16 protein-coding genes are annotated in these 16,736 nt (G+C 50.7%); 6 read left to right on the top strand and 10 right to left on the bottom strand.

Annotated features, from left to right (window positions below):
- Position 1: 1 nt before the first annotated feature.
- From ACTHRE_RS05480 to ispH, 6 genes are all read left to right on the top strand, one after another.
- The gene (locus ACTHRE_RS05480) at positions 2-889 is read left to right on the top strand and encodes a prepilin peptidase (protein ID WP_070645571.1); all 888 of its coding nucleotides are present in this window, start codon (positions 2-4) and stop codon (positions 887-889) included.
- Positions 889-1,509, top strand: a complete 621-nt coding sequence (gene coaE, locus ACTHRE_RS05475; RefSeq protein WP_377072581.1) for a dephospho-CoA kinase — start codon at positions 889-891, stop codon at positions 1,507-1,509. The genes ACTHRE_RS05480 and coaE overlap by 1 nt, the downstream gene beginning before the upstream one ends.
- A complete protein-coding gene (yacG, locus tag ACTHRE_RS05470; protein ID WP_003682475.1) occupies positions 1,506-1,688 on the top strand; it encodes a DNA gyrase inhibitor YacG in 183 nt (60 codons plus the stop codon). The genes coaE and yacG overlap by 4 nt, the downstream gene beginning before the upstream one ends.
- An 81-nt stretch (positions 1,689-1,769) precedes the next feature.
- Positions 1,770-2,669: a glycine--tRNA ligase subunit alpha gene (glyQ, locus tag ACTHRE_RS05465; protein WP_101756019.1), complete on the top strand. Its 900-nt coding sequence runs from the start codon at positions 1,770-1,772 to the stop codon at positions 2,667-2,669.
- A gap of 145 nt (positions 2,670-2,814) precedes the next feature.
- Positions 2,815-3,321: a signal peptidase II gene (lspA, locus tag ACTHRE_RS05460; RefSeq protein ID WP_377072584.1), complete on the top strand. Its 507-nt coding sequence runs from the start codon at positions 2,815-2,817 to the stop codon at positions 3,319-3,321.
- A 13-nt stretch (positions 3,322-3,334) separates the two neighbouring features.
- A complete protein-coding gene (gene ispH / locus ACTHRE_RS05455) occupies positions 3,335-4,303 on the top strand; it encodes a 4-hydroxy-3-methylbut-2-enyl diphosphate reductase (protein WP_377072586.1) in 969 nt (322 codons plus the stop codon).
- 119 nt (positions 4,304-4,422) lie between these two features.
- On the opposite strand, the gene ftsZ is transcribed toward ispH, so the two are convergent.
- The 10 genes from ftsZ to ACTHRE_RS05405 all read right to left on the bottom strand — a co-directional run.
- Positions 4,423-5,622, bottom strand: coding sequence for a cell division protein FtsZ (gene ftsZ / locus ACTHRE_RS05450; RefSeq protein ID WP_063076120.1), 1,200 nt, complete (start codon positions 5,620-5,622; stop codon positions 4,423-4,425).
- A 253-nt stretch (positions 5,623-5,875) separates the two neighbouring features.
- Positions 5,876-7,123, bottom strand: a complete 1,248-nt coding sequence (gene ftsA, locus ACTHRE_RS05445) for a cell division protein FtsA (RefSeq protein WP_070459535.1) — start codon at positions 7,121-7,123, stop codon at positions 5,876-5,878.
- Between the two features lie 74 nt (positions 7,124-7,197).
- Complete coding sequence (locus ACTHRE_RS05440; RefSeq protein ID WP_377072589.1) at positions 7,198-7,917, bottom strand: cell division protein FtsQ/DivIB; 720 nt, start codon at positions 7,915-7,917, stop codon at positions 7,198-7,200.
- Positions 7,907-8,821, bottom strand: a complete 915-nt coding sequence (locus ACTHRE_RS05435; protein ID WP_254324425.1) for a D-alanine--D-alanine ligase — start codon at positions 8,819-8,821, stop codon at positions 7,907-7,909. Before ACTHRE_RS05435 ends, ACTHRE_RS05440 begins: the two co-directional genes overlap by 11 nt.
- An 87-nt stretch (positions 8,822-8,908) precedes the next feature.
- Positions 8,909-10,318, bottom strand: coding sequence for a UDP-N-acetylmuramate--L-alanine ligase (murC, locus tag ACTHRE_RS05430; RefSeq protein ID WP_440344897.1), 1,410 nt, complete (start codon positions 10,316-10,318; stop codon positions 8,909-8,911).
- Positions 10,319-10,484: 166 nt separating this feature from the next.
- On the bottom strand, positions 10,485-11,552 hold the full coding sequence (murG, locus tag ACTHRE_RS05425) for an undecaprenyldiphospho-muramoylpentapeptide beta-N-acetylglucosaminyltransferase (RefSeq protein ID WP_440344898.1): 1,068 nt from the start codon (positions 11,550-11,552) through the stop codon (positions 10,485-10,487).
- 4 nt (positions 11,553-11,556) lie between these two features.
- On the bottom strand, positions 11,557-12,819 hold the full coding sequence (locus ACTHRE_RS05420) for an FtsW/RodA/SpoVE family cell cycle protein (RefSeq protein WP_049335329.1): 1,263 nt from the start codon (positions 12,817-12,819) through the stop codon (positions 11,557-11,559).
- A 270-nt stretch (positions 12,820-13,089) separates the two neighbouring features.
- Positions 13,090-14,586: an amidase gene (locus tag ACTHRE_RS05415; protein ID WP_049335331.1), complete on the bottom strand. Its 1,497-nt coding sequence runs from the start codon at positions 14,584-14,586 to the stop codon at positions 13,090-13,092.
- A gap of 243 nt (positions 14,587-14,829) precedes the next feature.
- The gene (murD, locus tag ACTHRE_RS05410) at positions 14,830-16,167 is read right to left on the bottom strand and encodes a UDP-N-acetylmuramoyl-L-alanine--D-glutamate ligase (protein ID WP_440344899.1); all 1,338 of its coding nucleotides are present in this window, start codon (positions 16,165-16,167) and stop codon (positions 14,830-14,832) included.
- An 86-nt stretch (positions 16,168-16,253) separates the two neighbouring features.
- The coding region (locus ACTHRE_RS05405; RefSeq protein WP_440344900.1) for a tetratricopeptide repeat protein at positions 16,254-16,736 on the bottom strand (483 nt) is incomplete at its 5' end.

The following is a 16,736-nucleotide window of genomic DNA, read 5'->3' as shown; positions in this document are numbered from 1 at the left end:
TATGCTTGATAGTATTTACTCTGCCATCGACGCCCTCTCCGTTCTTGCGCCATTCGCTATTCCTTTAGCCGTTATTTTGGGATTACTGATTGGCAGCTTTCTGAACGTTATCATTTATCGCACGCCGATAATGATGGAACGCGAATGGACACAATTTTCTAAAGAGCATTTGGGCATTGAGCTGACAGACGAAGAAAAACAGCCATTTAATCTGCGCAAACCGGATTCACGCTGCCCCAAATGCAAAAGCCCAATCAAACTTTGGCAAAACATCCCCATCCTCAGCTATGTTTTACTGGGCGGGAAATGCCACTCCTGCAAAACCGCTATCGGCATACGCTATCCGCTGATTGAGCTGCTGACAGGCATCTTATTCGGTATTGTCGCGTGGCAATACGGCTGGTCATGGGCAACTATTGGCGGATTAATTCTGACTGCCATACTGATTGCACTGACCTTTATCGATGCCGATACGCAATATTTACCCGACAGCCTGACTCAGCCCCTAATTTGGATCGGCCTGCTGTTTAATCTTAATGACACATTCGTGCCCCTGCATTCAGCCGTTTTAGGCGCAATCGCAGGCTATATGAGCCTTTACACTTTATGTGCCGTCTATAAACTTCTGACCGGTAAAATCGGCATGGGCAATGGTGATTTCAAACTTTTGGCTGCACTCGGTGCATGGCTGGGCGTAGGTATCTTGCCTGTTCTGATCTTCATGGCTGCCTTGGTCGGACTGGTGGGCGCACTCATTGCCCGCGTCGGCAAAGGCCAATATTTTGCTTTTGGTCCCAGCCTTGCTGTGGCAGGATGGATTATTTTGGTTGCCAATGCACCTATTACCCAACTGGTACAATGGTGGCTCGTACAATCAGGATTCCGATAATGACATTATGGATAGGCTTGACCGGCGGCATCGGCAGCGGCAAATCATCTATTGCCCAAATGTTTGCCGAACTTGGCGTACCCATTATCGATGCCGATGCCATCAGCCGTTCACTGACCGCTGAAAACGGCGAAGCCCTTCCAGCCATCCGCCAACTTTTCGGTGATGAGGTTTTTGATCATGAAGGCCGTCTGAATCGTATGGCTTTACGAGAAGAAGTTTTCAGACGGCCTCAATCAAAAAAACAACTGGAAAACCTGCTTCTACCGTTAATCTTAAACAAAATCCAACAGCAGAAACAACAACTTGCCTCCTCTACTTACGGCATTATCGATGTCCCGCTTTTGATTGAAAATCCGGCATTTAAAGCGGAGACCGACCGCATTTTGGTTGTAGATGTTCCGGAGTCCGTCCAAATCAAACGCGTACACCAACGCAATGGTTTTTCAGAAGAACAAACGCGTCAAATCATGGCAACCCAAGCTTCTCGCTCTGACAGACTGCTTCATGCCGACGATGTATTGGACAATACCCATAGCTTGGAAGAAGCAAAAATCAAGGTTGCCCGTTTGCATCAATACTATCAATCCATTGCACAATCACTGAAAGAAACTGCATGACCGCTCCTGTTGTAAAATGTCCAACCTGCCACAAAGAAGTCGTTTGGAACACCGACAGCCCCTACCGCCCTTTCTGCAGCAAACGGTGTAAACTCATTGATTTAGGCGAATGGGCGCAAGAAAAATACACCGTTTCTTCGGAAGACGACCCCTTTTCAGACCTATTGGACGGCAAATAAACTGCGCCGCTTCCTTCAGCCTATCCAAAACAGGCTCAAAACAGTAAAATACCCTCTTTATTCCAATCTATTCCATCCACCATGCTCACCTTCCAACAAATTATTTTCAAATTACAAAACTATTGGGCAGACAAAGGCTGCACCGTTATCCAACCTTTCGATATGGAAGTCGGTGCCGGTACTTCGCATCCAGCCACTTGTCTGCGCGCCTTAGGCCCGGAGCCGTGGTTTGCCGCTTACGTTCAACCCAGCCGCCGCCCCAAAGACGGCCGCTATGGCGACAACCCCAACCGCCTGCAACACTACTATCAATTCCAAGTTGCGCTCAAACCTGCACCGGCCAATATTCAAGACCTCTACCTCGACTCCCTGCGTGAATTGGGTATCGACCCTAAAGTACACGACATCCGCTTTGTCGAAGACGACTGGGAAAACCCTACTCTCGGCGCTTGGGGCTTGGGTTGGGAAGTTTGGCTCAACGGCATGGAAGTAACCCAATTCACCTACTTCCAACAAGTCGGCGGTATTGACTGCTCCCCTGTGCTTGGTGAAATCACCTACGGTATCGAGCGTCTCGCCATGTATCTTCAAGGCGTGGAAAATGTGTACGACCTTGTTTGGGCAAAAACCCTTGATGGCAACATCGTGACTTACGGCGATGTTTATCATCAAAACGAAGTCGAACAATCCACCTACAACTTCGAATACAGCGATGCCGATTGGCTCTTGCGCCAATTCAACGACTATGAAGAACAAGCCAAACGCCTGCTTGCAGTTGAAGACAGCAGTCTTGCCCTGCCTGCTTACGAGCTTGTACTCAAAGCCGGCCACACGTTCAACCTCTTGGATGCACGCGGCGCCATTTCCGTTACCGAGCGCGCAACCTACATCGGTCGCATTCGTGCACTGAGCCGTATCGTTGCACAAAAATTCGTTGAAAGCCGCGAGAAACTGGGCTTTCCATTGCTTAAAAACCAATAAGCCCGCACGCTTACCACGCCGCCCTTTGATACATTCAAGTGGCGGCGTTTCTATTTTCAGACGGCCTAACGTCGATGCCATCGCAAACACTTCCTGCCTGCTTTCAGGTAAAATAAGCCCTTTATTACATAAACCGTCTGAAAACATGAGTTCATCCTCTTCTGCAAAAACGCCCTTTTTCTTACTTTCCCTCGTTGCCATCATTCTTGACCAACTGAGCAAATGGGAAATCTTGAAACACTTTACCGAAGGCGAACGCCTCAATATCATTCCAGACTTTTTTGACCTGACACTTGCCTATAATCCAGGCGCGGCATTCAGCTTTTTGGCCGACCAAGGCGGCTGGCAAAAATTCTTCTTTTTAGGTCTGGCAGTCGTTATCAGCCTATATTTGGCCCGTGCCATTTTGCGTGATGAGTTTGGCCGCTGGGGCAAACTGGGGGCGGCCATGATTATCGGCGGCGCGATTGGCAATGTGGTTGACCGTCTGATTCACGGCCACGTTGTCGATTTTCTGCTTTTCTATTGGCAAAACTGGTTCTACCCCGCATTTAACATTGCTGACAGCTTTATCTGCGTTGGCGCAGTTTGCTTGGTATTAGATGGTTTGCTGCACAAAAAAACATCTTCAAACGACACAAAGGCCGTCTGAAAACGGAACACACATGACTCAAAAAACCATTATCCTTGCCAATCCCCGCGGCTTCTGTGCCGGTGTTGACCGTGCCATCAGCATTGTTGAACGTGCACTCGAAGAATTCGGCGCGCCTATATATGTTCGCCATGAGGTCGTTCACAACAAATTCGTCGTGGACAATCTGCGTGCAAAAGGTGCCGTATTTGTCGATAACTTGGAGGATGTCCCCAAGGGCGCAACGCTGATTTACTCGGCTCACGGCGTATCCAAAGCCGTGCAGGAAGAAGCAGCGCAACGTGGTTTCCGCGTTTTTGATGCTACCTGCCCTCTGGTAACCAAAGTCCATAAAGAGGTAGCCCGCCTCGATGAGCAAGATTACGAAATCATCATGATCGGCCACAAAGGCCACGTCGAAGTAGAAGGTACAATGGGACAATTGCCTCCGGGCAAAATGTTTCTGGTTGAGACAGTGGATGATGTAGCCGGACTGAACGTCAAAAATCCTGACAAACTTGCCTACGTCAGCCAAACCACTTTATCGGTGGATGAAACCAAAGACATCATTGCAGCTTTAAACCAACGCTTCCCCAATATCCGCAATCCGCACAAAGAAGACATTTGCTACGCCACAACCAACCGCCAAACCGCTGTTAAAGAATTGGCCGAAGAATGCGATCTCGTAATTGTTGTCGGCTCGCCCAACTCTTCCAACAGCAACCGCTTGCGTGAAGTAGCTGCATTGCGCGGAGTTGATGCCTATATGGTCGATAATGCTTCCTATCTGAAAAAAGAATGGTTTAAAAACAAAACCAAGGTTGGTGTCACTGCCGGAGCATCTGCACCTGAAGTCTTGGTCAGAGAAGTATTACAAACTATTCAAGACTGGGGACACGAGACCATACGCGAAGGTGAAGGCGCAGAAGAAAGCATTGTATTTGTCTTGCCCAAAGAATTGCGTCGTGAGGGCGAAAACAAGCAAATTCTCAATAAAGGGTAAGTTTGTTATTTGCTTTATTTGAACTTAAGGCCGTCTGAAAATTTTCAGACGGCCTTAAGTATATTTTACTAATAAAAAAGACCTGCCTTAAAGGCAGGTCTTTTCATACATGATCCTGATTATTTATCAGAAGTATGTTGCTGACGGCGCAAGATAGCAGGAATTTCAAAGTCATCCAGTACAGACTGGTTGCTGAAATCAGCCGCAGTCAGATTCATAGAACGGATATTGCGGTTGGTACGAACCAGGCTTTCAGCACTGCTTTGGCTTTGAGCTTGAGGCGCTTCTTCCGCACCGCGTACCAATTGTTGGGTACGGGCAGCAGCACGCAGTTGGTTGTCAGTACCGTTTTCTTTCAAGCCGGTAGCAATGATGGTAATACGGATAGCGTCTTCGCTCATGCTCTCGTCTTCGGCAGCACCAAATTTGCATTCCACTTCAGGGTGTGCATTTTGGTTGACGATACGCATAATCTCGTTGAACTCAGACATTTTCAGGCAACCAGGAGCAGTGGTAATGTTTACCAATACACCGCGTGCACCATCCAAAGTAACGTTATCCAAGAGCGGGCTGGAGATAGCTTGGTCGGTAGCCAAGCGGGCACGGTCGATACCTTGTGCGAAACCAGAACCCATCATGGCGATACCGCGATTGCTCATCACAGTTTTCACGTCGGCGAAGTCCAAGTTGATCATGTCGCTAGGGCAAGTCACCACTTCGGAAATACCGGCAACCGCATCACGCAGCACATTGTCGGCCGCGCGGAAGGCTTCACGCATGGTCACGTCTTCGCCCAAGGCAGTCATCAATTTGTCGTTAGGGATAATAATCAGGGAATCAACGCGCTCTTTGAGTTGATCCAAACCTGCTTGAGCGATATGTACGCGTTTGCCTTCGTAAGCAAACGGACGGGTTACAACTGCAACGGTCAGGATACCCATTTCTTTAGCGATTTCAGCCACAACAGGAGCAGAGCCGGTACCTGTACCACCACCCATACCGGTAGTGATGAACAGCATGTTTGCACCGCGGATAGCATCTTCGATGGCTTCGCGATCTTCTTGGGCAGCGGCGCGGCCAATTTCAGGATTTGCACCAGCACCTAAACCGCGAGTCAGGTTTGTACCCAATTGAATGCGTTTAGCCGCATTGTTTTTAGCCAATGATTGCGCATCGGTATTGGCACTGATGAACTCAACACCATGAATGGTGTTGGCAACCATGTTGTTGATGGCATTACAGCCACCGCCACCCAAACCGATAACTTTAATAACAGCAGGGCTCGTTGCTGATTCTGCTACGTCGTAAACAAATTCCATTCAATAATCCTCCGCGCCCCGCTTTATTAAGGACGGTTCAAAAATAACTCATTATCCGTATTATATAAGAAGTATCCAGATACTGGCAAAAATCTTCTTACCATTCGGCTGTCAGCGTTATATTTTTACTACATTTTTTAACAGAAAATATACAAGTTTTAAATTATTCACTTAGCAATTATTTAAAACCGTTTAATCTCACTTAAATATTCAGGACAAACGGTTGCTACACCGCCTGCCCTGAAAACTTTTATCAGAAATTTTCTTTAACGAATTTCATCAGTCTTGCCCACAGACTGATTTTTTCAGCCTGATCATGAACCACAATGGCACCTGTCACCGGCGCGCCGTCTTCCTCTCCCCTTGCCGCCTGCAAAAGACCGATGGCGGTTGAATAGCGTGGATTGCGGATACGCTCGGATACGCCGCCCATTTCTTGTGGCACACCGATACGCGCCGGCAGGTTGAAGACTTCTTCCGCCAACTCAACAATACCGGTCAACATAGAAGCACCACCGGTCAAAACGATACCTGAAGTCAGCACTTCTTCAGGGAAGCCGGAGCGGCGCAATTCGTTAAGCGTCAATTCCAAAATCTCTTCTACGCGCGGGCCGATGATTTCAGCCAATACACGGCGTGAAATTTGACGTGATTGACGGTCGCCAACGCTAGGAACTTCAATCATTTCATCCAAGCCGTCCATAGTCGGAATGGCAGCACCGTAATGGATTTTGATGTACTCGGCTGCAGTGTGCGGCGTACGCAAGGCTTGTGCCAAGTCTTTGGTAATCAAATCGCCGGCAACGGGAATGACCGCAGTATGGCGGATTGCGCCATTGGTATAAACCGCAATGTCGGTTGTACCGCCACCGATATCGATGACGCACACGCCCAAATCTTTTTCGTCTTCAGTCAAAACGGCATGACCGCTTGCCAAAGGCTGAAGCATGATTTGATCCATTTGCAGGCCGCAGCGTTGGATACATTTTTGGATATTTTGCAAAGCAGTGTTCGCACCGGTAATGATGTGTACACGGGTATCCAAACGCACGCCGCTCATGCCGATAGGCTCTTTCACACCGGGTTGGTTGTCGATGATGTACTCTTGAACCACGGTATGCAAGATGTTGTGATCAGGCGGAATATTGATGGCTTTGGCCGTTTCAATGGCACGATCGATGTCGGCTTGCGATACTTCGCCATCTTTAATTTTTACCACGCCTTGTGAATTCAGGCTGCGGATATGGTTACCGGCAATACCGGTGACGACGTGGGAAATTTTGGTATCTGCCATCAGCTCGGCATCTTCTACCGCCTGACGAATGGCTTGCGCAGTGGCGTCAATGTTGGTCACCATACCTGCACGCAGGCCGCGTGAAGGGCTTTGACCCAAGCCAACAATGTGGATTTCGTTATCTTCCCGAATCTCACCGATTAAGGCGATGACCTTGGACGTACCAATGTCTAAGGCACTGATATATTTATTTTGTTGTTGTTCCATAATTGCTCGTTCGCTATGTTGTCTGACTGACGGTTTGATTATTTTTGAAACAAGATTGCTTCACGTCTAATCGGCTATTCACTGTCGGAAGGGTTTTCAGACGGCCTGTAACGGACTGAAAAACCATCCTTATAACGCATATCGACATACTCGATACGACTTTGTTTTTTACGCAGCAGCGATGGCCAAATCTGGGCAAACTGCTGCAAACGTTTGATTTCGTTTTCACGCCCCAAGCGCACGGTAATGCCGTTGTTCAATACAAGCAGCCATGCCGAACGCGGCGTGTAGATCAATTCTTTGATGGTCAGTTTCAACGGACTCAAAATACCGGAAAAGTCCGCATAATGTTTGACCATGTCTTTGCCTGTCCCCTGCTGCCCTTCAAATATAGGCAAGTCCTGTTTCAGGCTTGCGGCAAACACATTGCCCTTACTGTCCACCAAGCCACCAGCGCGCCAGTGTGCAACCGGCACGCGCTCGGTTAGGATAATTTCCACGGTTTCCGGAAAACGGCGGCGTACCATTGCCGAGTCAATCCAAGGCAATTCCTGAAAAGCGGCCTGCGCCGAATCAATATCGGCGCGGAACATATTACCCCTGATATGCTCTCGTGCAACGGTTTGCAATTCTTTGCTGGAAGCATATTTCAGCTTACCCTGAATGGCAATCTGTTTCACAGGGAAATATTTGGAATTGTAAAGCCAAGCTATGCCCGAACCTATCAGCAGAAAGGTCATCAGCAACAATAGCCGGCGGGTCAGCCGACCCAGTGCGCCTGCATCATCCCACATGAGCGGTCTTCAAAATCTCAATACATAAATCAGCAAAATCTACGCCGGTATGGGCTGCAGATTTTGGCACCAAACTGTGGCTGGTCATGCCGGGCAAGGTATTGATTTCCAACAGATACAGTTTACCGTCCGTATCTTTCAGGAAGTCCACGCGCGAACAGCCGTCCGCACCAATTGCCTGCGCGCCACGCACGGCGAGTTCGCGCATCAGGTTTTCCTCATCCTCGCTCAAATCTTCCGATGGGCATTGATAAACCGTATCGTCGCGGTTGTATTTAGCCTCGTAGTCGTAAAACTCGGTAGCCGGAATAATATGAATGCTCGGCAGGCCTTTGCCGTTCAATACCGGGCAAGAATACTCGCCGCCGCCGATAAAGCGTTCGGCAATAATTTCACCCTGCAAATGTTTCAATTCTTCGTAAACGCTTTTCAGACGGCCTTTTTCTTTTACTTTTACCACACCGACGCTGCTGCCTTCCGCGGCAGGTTTCACAAACATCGGCAAGCCCAATTTTTCTTCAACAGCATCAAAGTCGCTGTCGTCATGCAATACGGCAAACTCAGGAACAGGCAAGCCCACAGCCTGCCAAATCAGTTTGCAGCGGTATTTGTCCATACCCAGCGCGGAAGCGGCCACACCGCTGCCGGTGTAAGGAATACCCATTAGTTCCAACGCGCCTTGAATCGCGCCATCTTCGCCGAAAGTGCCATGCAGAATATTGAAGGCCGTCTGAAAACCTTGTGTTTTCAATTCAGACAACGGGGTTTCTTTGGGGTCGAACGCATGGGCATCGACACCTTTGCTTTTCAAAGCAGCCAAAATAGCGGCGCCGCTGTCCAGCGACACTTCGCGCTCGCTGGAGAAGCCCCCCATCAACACGGCCACTTTGCCAAAATTCTGCATAATTTCCACTTTCTTAAATACTGATAGAGGCCGTCTGAATATTGTTCAGACGACCTATCTGTCCTCAAAGGCCAATATGCCTGTTTATTATGATTGTTTCGACAATTCCACCAATGCAGACGGAACGCGGTTGATGCTGCCGGCACCCATATTCAGTACGACATCGCCGTCTTGCAAAACATTCAGCAGCATTTGCGGCAGATCGGCAACGTTTTCGCAGTAAATAGGCTCAAGTTTGCCCAATACGCGGATGGCGCGCGCCAAGGCGCGGGAATCTGCTGCGGCAATCGGCTCTTCGCCTGCGGCATAAACTTCGGTCAACACCAACGCATCAACGGTATTGAGGACTTTGGTGAAATCTTCGAACAAATCACGTGTGCGGGTATAGCGGTGCGGTTGGAAAGCCAAGACCAAGCGTTTTTCAGGGTATGCACCGCGTGCGGCGGAAAGGGTTGCCGCCATTTCGACAGGATGGTGGCCATAATCGTCTACCAGCAAAGCAGTTCCGCCGTTTGGTAATTTAATGTCGCCATATTTTTGGAAGCGGCGGCCAACGCCTTCAAATCCAAGCAAGCCTTTTTGGATCGCTTCAACCGATGCGCCAACTTCCAGCGCAACGCCGATAGCCGCCAACGCATTGAGGACGTTGTGGCGGCCGGGCATATTCAAAACAACTTCAAACGGTTCTTGCTCATGTCCTTTCATTTGGACATGAACGGTAAATTTCATTTGCGCGCCAACGTTTTCAATATCGGTTGCGTAGATATCGGCAGTATCGTCCAAGCCGTAAGTGGCGTAAGGTTTGCTCACTTTGGGCAAAGTCGCGCGGACGTGTTCGCTGTCGATACACAAAAACGCTTTGCCGTAAAACGGCATACGGTGGATAAAATCAACAAACGCCTGATGCAGCTTCTCAACGCTGTGGCCGTAAGTGTCCATGTGGTCTTCATCGATATTGGTCACGACGGACATAATCGGCGTCAGATACAGGAAAGAAGCATCGGATTCGTCGGCTTCTGCGACGATGTATTCGCCTTTACCCAAACGGGCATTGGTACCAGCGGCATTGAGTTTGCCGCCGATAACGAAAGTCGGGTCAAGTCCTGCCGCGCCGAGAATAGAAGCGGTCAGGCTGGTGGTTGTGGTTTTACCGTGCGTACCGGCAATGGCGATACCATCGCGGAAGCGCATCAATTCTGCCAACATCAATGCGCGCGGAATCACGGGAATCTGCTGTTCCAATGCGGCAACAACCTCAGGATTGTCTTTTTTGACCGCAGTAGAGGTAACAACCACGTCGGCGCCATTGACGTGTTCGGCAGTATGACCTGGGTAAACTTGAATGCCGAGAGCGCTCAAATACTCGGTAACGGCATTACGCGCCTGATCCGAACCGGAAACTTTAAAGCCCAAATTGTGTAAAACTTCGGCAATACCGCTCATGCCGACGCCGCCGATTCCGACAAAATGGATGTTGGTCACTCGATTTTTCATCATAACGTTGCGTTCCGGTTGGTTTTTAGTGCGTAAAGGCGTTATTTTAAAGGGCTATCCGCTTCTGCGCTATGCTTTTATTGTAAAGGAATTTTAACAAAAGCAATAAAGGCCGTCTGAAACGCCGTTAATCAACTTTTCAGACGGCCTTGAATCGAAGTCTGCCTGCTTATTCGGTACAAGAGATGGCAACTTCCACCACATCGTCCGCGCTGTGCGGCAACGCCAGCGTACGGGCATTTTTCGCCCATTTCAGGCATTTTTCACGGTTTAATCCGCCGAGGATTTCGGCCAGTTTTTCTGCCGTCAGTTGGGTTTGCGGCAGCAGCAAACCAGCTTCGGCCTGCACCATAAAGCGCGCATTGGCTGTTTGATGATCGTCCACTGCGTGCGGATATGGCACCAGCAATGCACCCAAACCTGCAGCCGTCAACTCGGCAATCGTCAGCGCGCCGGCACGGCAAATCACCAAATCGGCATCGCGGTAGGCAGATACCATATCGGTAATAAATTCAACGCACTCGGCTTGCACACCCAATGCATCATAATCCGCCTGCAGGTTACCCAATTTATTGCGGCCGGACTGATGATACATTTGCGGACGGGCAGCCTCAGGCAATAATGCCAAAGCTTGCGGAACGGTTTTGTTCAACACATCCGCACCCAAACTGCCGCCGACCACCAAGATTTTCAGACGACCTTCACGCCCTTGGAAGCGTTCGGCAGGCTCAGGCAGGTTGGCAATATCCGCGCGGACGGGGTTGCCGACCAAACCGCCTTCGTGACTGAACGCTTTCGGGAAAGCGTATAACACCCGTTTCGCCCAGCGCGACAGTTGGCGGTTGGACAAACCTGCCACGGCATTTTGCTCGTGAATCACAATCGGCACACCGCACAGTTTTGCCGCCAAACCGCCGGGGAAGGTAACGAAACCGCCAAAACCGATAACACACTCGACACGGTGTTTCTTAATAATCTGCTGCGCCGCACGGACGGTTTTATACAGCGTAAACGGCAACATCAGCTTGCGCTTAATACCGTTGCCACGAATACCTTTAATGGACAGCGTTTCCAAGCGTATGCCGTATTGCGGCACGATACGCTCTTCCATCGAATCCTGACTGCCCAGCCAAATCACATGATGGCCGTGCTTTTGCAGCGACTCGGCAACCGCCAATGCAGGGAAAATATGGCCGCCCGTACCGCCGGCCATCAGCATAAAAGTTTTACCGCTCATGGTTTTACTCCACCGAATAACCGCGCATTTTTTGGCGGTTTTCATAATCAATGCGCAATAACAAAGTAACGCACACCAGCATGATAAAGACAGCCGAACCGCCGTAAGACATAAACGGCAAAGTCAGACCTTTAGTAGGCAGGATACCGATGTTTACACCGATATTGAAGAAACTTTGAATACCAATCCAAATACCGATACCGTTGGCAATATACGCGCTGAACATCAAGCCCGAATCACGCGCCTGCTTGCCGATGGAAAACGCGCGCCACACCAGCCAGCCGTAGCAGAACACCAAAACCAGCATCCCGACAAAGCCAAATTCTTCACCGATAACGGCAAAAATAAAGTCCGTATGCGCTTCAGGCAGGTAGAAACGTTTTTCCAAACTTGCACCCAAGCCCTCGCCAAACCAGCCGCCGCGCGCAATCGCCATCAAGGAATGCGTCAGCTGATAGCCTTTACCCAAAGGATCGCTCCAAGGGTCCAAAAACGCCGCCACACGCGCCATACGGTAAGGTGCGGCCAAAATCAACAAGCCCATACCGCTCACAACGGTCGCCACCAATACGGCAAAATACTTCCACGGAAAACCTGCCAAAAACAGCATACCCATGGTAATCACGACAATCACGACAAACGAGCCAAAGTCCGGCTGACCCATAATCAAAACCAAACCGACCGCCACCAACATAATCGGCAGAATCAAAGTCTTAAACTTGCGGAAGCGTTCCTTTACCCTTACCCACGCGTCACTTTTAAAAGGGCTGCACACCAAATCGCCAATACCGGTAAACAAAGACGACCAACCCAAAGAATCCAAATCGCGCAACATTTCTTCACGGCGCGTAAACAGGCTGGACAAATACAAAACCGTTGCCAATTTGAAAAATTCAGTCGGTTGCAAGTTGAGCGGCCCGATATGAATCCAGCGCGTCGCGCCATTAATCTCACGGCCGACAAACAAAACCAGCAACAACAGCAAACCTGAAACAGCAAAATAAAACGGAATAATCCGCCGCCAGAAACTCATCTTCAGCAGGAAAAGCGGCAAGCATATAGCCACTGTAAACAGGATAAACATTGCCTGTTTGGACACAAAAGAAAACTGGCTGCCCCCTTCCGATGCTGCATACGCAATAGAAGCCGAATAAATCATAATCAGGCTGAAGACCGTCATTAAGACGACCATCCACAAGAGAGAAACATCAAACTTCCGACCATCGCGCGCAATCGGCCGGTCAAGCATTTTGGAAAGACTAATCATGAAAACATCCGTAACGGCTTGAATAAAATATTCAGACGGCCTGCAAATGGGCAAGAGGCCGTCTGAAAAAATGAATTAACGTTATTTTAAAGGTTTATTTCCAAACCAACAATTCAGATTCTTTAAAGATGTCGGATTCTGACGTTCTTTGCGCCCTCCCCTACCCTTTGATATCGGCAAAAGGTCGTCTGAAATCGCTTTTATGTTTTCAGATAGCCTTGTATAAATCTTTTCTTCAGGAAATAGGCTACTTTTTATCCCATGCAAACCCTACGCCAACTGCGGTATTTCCGCCCACGGCTGTATCTGTTCCAACTGCGCGGCGAGGCTAAGCAGCGTGTCTTCGCGCCCGTGTGCGGCGGCGAACTGGGTACCGACAGGCAGCCCGTTATGCCGGTAAAGCGGCACGCTCATGGCGGGGTTGCCGCTCATGTTCAGCGGCGACGTATAACCGACGTATTGCAGCGTCGTGGCGGCTTCTTTTTCTAAAAACGGGTTGTTTTTCAACAGAAAACCCAAGCGCAGCGTGCCGAACAGCAGGCGCATGGCTTTTTGTGCGGCGGGCGGCGGCATCATTTCGCCGATTTTCGGCGTGGTGCGCGGGCAGACGGGCGTCATCAACACGTCGTAGCGTGTGAAAAATGCTTTGGCGGCACGTTCCTGCGCCAGCATCACGTCGCGCGCCCATGCCATTTCGCCCGCACTGATTTGCCGACCCTGCACAATCATTGCCCACGTTGTCGGCTCAAGCAGGCAGTGCGGCAGTTTTTGTCCGGTTTCGTATTGATATTGGTAGAACAGTTTTGCCGTTTCGCCCATGACGATGATGCGGGCGGCTCGGTTGAGCTGTTCAGGCGGCGCAAAATCGGGCGTGGCTTCTTCCAATTTGTGTCCCGCGTCTTGCATCAGTTTCAAACTATGGGCGAACGCGGCTTCCGTGCCTTCGTCGTTGCCACCGCCAAACCATGCCTGTTTCCAAAAAGCTATTTTCAGACGACCTGTTTCTTGTTTCAGGCTGCCTGCAAAACCGTTTTCGGGCAGCGGCGGGCAAGCATACAGGGCGCGGGCTTGGGTTTGGGCGGCGATGTCCAGCAAAACCGCGCTGTCGCGTACACTGCGGGTCAACACATGGTCGCATACCAAACCTTGCCATGCCTCCGATGCGTTCGGCGCGTAACTGCTGCGGCCGCGCGTGGGTTTCAGCCCGAACACGCCGCAGTTGTGCGCGGGTAAGCGAATGGAGCCGCCACCGTCGCTGCCGTGCGCTGCGGGTACGACGCCCGAAGCCACTGCCGCCGCCGCGCCTCCGCTGCTGCCGCCCGCGGTGTAATCCAAATGCCACGGATTGCGCGTGATGCCGTAAATTTCGGTTTCGGTAACGGGATACGCGCCCCATTCGGGCGTAGTGGTTTTGCCGAACACGCGCAGCCCCGCATCGAGATAGGCTTGGGTCAAATCGCTGTTTTGTTTGGCAATGTAATGCTGCATCATACGCGAACCCGACCATGTCGGCGCGCCTTCCCAATCCGCCAGCAAGTCTTTGAGCAAAAACGGTACGCCCGCCAGCGGCGTATCGGCATTTTCAGACGACCCCTGCCACGCCGCCGCGCGTTCGCGCAAATCGTGCGCCAACAGATTGAGCTTGGGATTGACTTCATCCAAGCGGTTTAAAGCAGCCTGCAACACTTCATCGGCGGAGACTTCTTTTTTACGGATCAGCTCTGCCAAACCGACGGCATCGTAACGGATGTAGTCTTGAAAATTCATGGGTTTTCCTTTCGGATTGATAAACACACGTTTTGTCGGTCAGGCATAGCTGCCCGCCGCCTCGCCGTTTGCCCGCATAGGCAAATTTTAAGAAACAGTAACACCGGATAAAGGCAAGGAACAAGTTTACCGTTGCTGCAAAAAGGTCGTCTGAAACTGCCTTAACGTTTTCAGACGACCTTTGAGACAATGACACACAAGGTTTACGGTAAAACCAACCCTCTTTTCATCTTTCAGACGGCCTTACAAAGCCTTAAACGCTTCAATAAACACTTCCGAACGGTGCGCATAGCCTTTAAACATATCAAAGCTCGCACAAGCCGGGCTGAGCAACACGATATCGCCCGCTTCGGCTTGGGCGTATGCCGTTTGAACGGCTTCTTCCAAAGTGGCGCAGTCGGTCATATTCAAGCCGCAGCCGTCCAAATCGCGGCGGATTTGCGGCGCATCGACACCAATCAAGAACACACCTTTTGCCTTGCCGGCAAGCGCATCGCGCAGGGGCGTGAAGTCCTGCCCTTTGCCCATGCCGCCCAAAATCACGAAGAGCGGATTTTGCAAACCGGCAATCGCGGCGGCGGTCGCGCCGACATTCGTGCCTTTGCTGTCGTCGATAAACACCACGCCGTTTTTCTCGCCGATTTTTTCCACGCGGTGCGGCAGGCCTTGGAAGGTTTTAACGTGTTCGAGCAATTCATTTCGCGGCAAACCGATAGCCTCACACAAAGCTACGGCAGCCATCACATTGGCGGCGTTGTGCAAACCTTGCAACGGAATGTCTTGCGTGGCAATCAAATCTTCATTGCCTTGTTTCAGTCGGCCTGTCTCGCGTTCCAACCAAAAATCGGCTTGGTGCTCCAATGAAAACCATTTCACCTCGCGCCCGGCACGCTTCATGGCGCGGCAGAACACGTCGTCTGAATTTAAAACCTGCACGCCATCGCCACGGAAAATCTTGGCTTTGGTATGCGCGTAGTCGAGCAAGTCGTCGTAGCGGTCGAGATGGTCTTCGGAAATGTTCAGCACCGTCGCCGCAGTCGGGCGCAGGCTTTCAGTGTTTTCCAGTTGGAAGCTGGAAAGCTCCAACACCCACACGTCCGCCTTTTTGCCTTCACGCTGCAATTCCGCCTCCAAAACCGGCGTACCGATATTGCCCGCGATAACGGTATCCAGCCCGCACTTGATGCAGAGATAACCGACCAGGCTCGTTACCGTGGTTTTGCCGTTGCTGCCGGTAATCGCAATCACCTTGTCGCCGCGGCGGTTCACAATGTCCGCCAACAATTCGATATCGCCCAACACACGTCCACCGTTTTGCTTGAACGCCTCAATATCCGGCTGCCGCTCGCTGATGCCGGGGCTGAGCGCCAGAATATCGAAACCGTTGTCCAGCGCATCTTTCAAACGACCCGTGTAAAACACCAGCCCGTCAAACATCTTACCGATTTGCGACACGCGCTCCGGTTTCAGCTCCGCATCATACGCGGCAACCTCCGCGCCGTTTTTACGCAGGTAGGCAATCATGGAAATACCCGTGCCGCCAAGTCCGGCGACGAGGATTTTTTTGTTTTGAAAAGTCATTTTGGTTTTGTCCTAAAACAAATCATATTGTGCAGGGGGGATGTCCGCTCCTGCTCAAGCCGCTTTCAGACGGCATCGCGAGCTGTTCAATAACCCGCCTTCAGGCGTTGGTAAATGTCGCAGCCGTCTTGGTCTCCGTTTTGACAAGCCTTACCAAACCATTCTTGAGCGAGCGCAAGGTCTTGGCGCACGCCGCGTCCTTCGGCATACATCACACCCAAATTGAATTGGGCACCAGCATGCCCTTGTTCTGCAGCCCTACGACACCACTGCACCGCCTGTGTATAGTCTTGACGGACTCCTTGCCCGTTGGCATACATCAGACCCAAATTAACTTGGGCATCGGCATTCCCTTGTTCTGCAGCCCTACGATACCACTGCACTGCCTGTGCATAGTCTTGACGGACGCCTTGCCCTTGTTCATACATCAGGCCCAAATTAACTTGGGCACCAGCATACCCTTGTTCTGCCGCCTTGCGATACCACTGCACCGCCTGTGCATAGTCTTGACGGACGCCTTGCCCTTGTTCATACATCAGGCCCAAATTAACTTGGGCACCAGCATACCC

The sequence above is a fragment of the Neisseria sp. P0001.S007 genome, from assembly GCF_051963655.1.
Classification (GTDB): domain Bacteria; phylum Pseudomonadota; class Gammaproteobacteria; order Burkholderiales; family Neisseriaceae; genus Neisseria; species Neisseria subflava_A.
The sequence above is the reverse complement of the archived record's forward strand: the minus strand, read 5'-3'. Positions and strand labels throughout refer to the sequence as shown.

What these genes read in the sequence shown, in the direction of transcription:
- ACTHRE_RS05415 (WP_049335331.1), bottom strand. Translation starts at nt 14,586, where the DNA reads ATGAATTTTCAAGACTACATCCGTTACGATGCCGTCGGTTTGGCAGAG.
- murD (WP_440344899.1), bottom strand. Translation starts at nt 16,167, where the DNA reads ATGACTTTTCAAAACAAAAAAATCCTCGTCGCCGGACTTGGCGGCACG.
- yacG (WP_003682475.1), top strand. Translation starts at nt 1,506, where the DNA reads ATGACCGCTCCTGTTGTAAAATGTCCAACCTGCCACAAAGAAGTCGTT.
- ACTHRE_RS05420 (WP_049335329.1), bottom strand. Translation starts at nt 12,819, where the DNA reads ATGATTAGTCTTTCCAAAATGCTTGACCGGCCGATTGCGCGCGATGGT.
- ftsZ (WP_063076120.1), bottom strand. Translation starts at nt 5,622, where the DNA reads ATGGAATTTGTTTACGACGTAGCAGAATCAGCAACGAGCCCTGCTGTT.
- ftsA (WP_070459535.1), bottom strand. Translation starts at nt 7,123, where the DNA reads ATGGAACAACAACAAAATAAATATATCAGTGCCTTAGACATTGGTACG.
- coaE (WP_377072581.1), top strand. Translation starts at nt 889, where the DNA reads ATGACATTATGGATAGGCTTGACCGGCGGCATCGGCAGCGGCAAATCA.
- murG (WP_440344898.1), bottom strand. Translation starts at nt 11,552, where the DNA reads ATGAGCGGTAAAACTTTTATGCTGATGGCCGGCGGTACGGGCGGCCAT.
- glyQ (WP_101756019.1), top strand. Translation starts at nt 1,770, where the DNA reads ATGCTCACCTTCCAACAAATTATTTTCAAATTACAAAACTATTGGGCA.
- ACTHRE_RS05480 (WP_070645571.1), top strand. Translation starts at nt 2, where the DNA reads ATGCTTGATAGTATTTACTCTGCCATCGACGCCCTCTCCGTTCTTGCG.
- lspA (WP_377072584.1), top strand. Translation starts at nt 2,815, where the DNA reads ATGAGTTCATCCTCTTCTGCAAAAACGCCCTTTTTCTTACTTTCCCTC.
- murC (WP_440344897.1), bottom strand. Translation starts at nt 10,318, where the DNA reads ATGATGAAAAATCGAGTGACCAACATCCATTTTGTCGGAATCGGCGGC.
- ACTHRE_RS05435 (WP_254324425.1), bottom strand. Translation starts at nt 8,821, where the DNA reads ATGCAGAATTTTGGCAAAGTGGCCGTGTTGATGGGGGGCTTCTCCAGC.
- ispH (WP_377072586.1), top strand. Translation starts at nt 3,335, where the DNA reads ATGACTCAAAAAACCATTATCCTTGCCAATCCCCGCGGCTTCTGTGCC.
- ACTHRE_RS05440 (WP_377072589.1), bottom strand. Translation starts at nt 7,917, where the DNA reads ATGTGGGATGATGCAGGCGCACTGGGTCGGCTGACCCGCCGGCTATTG.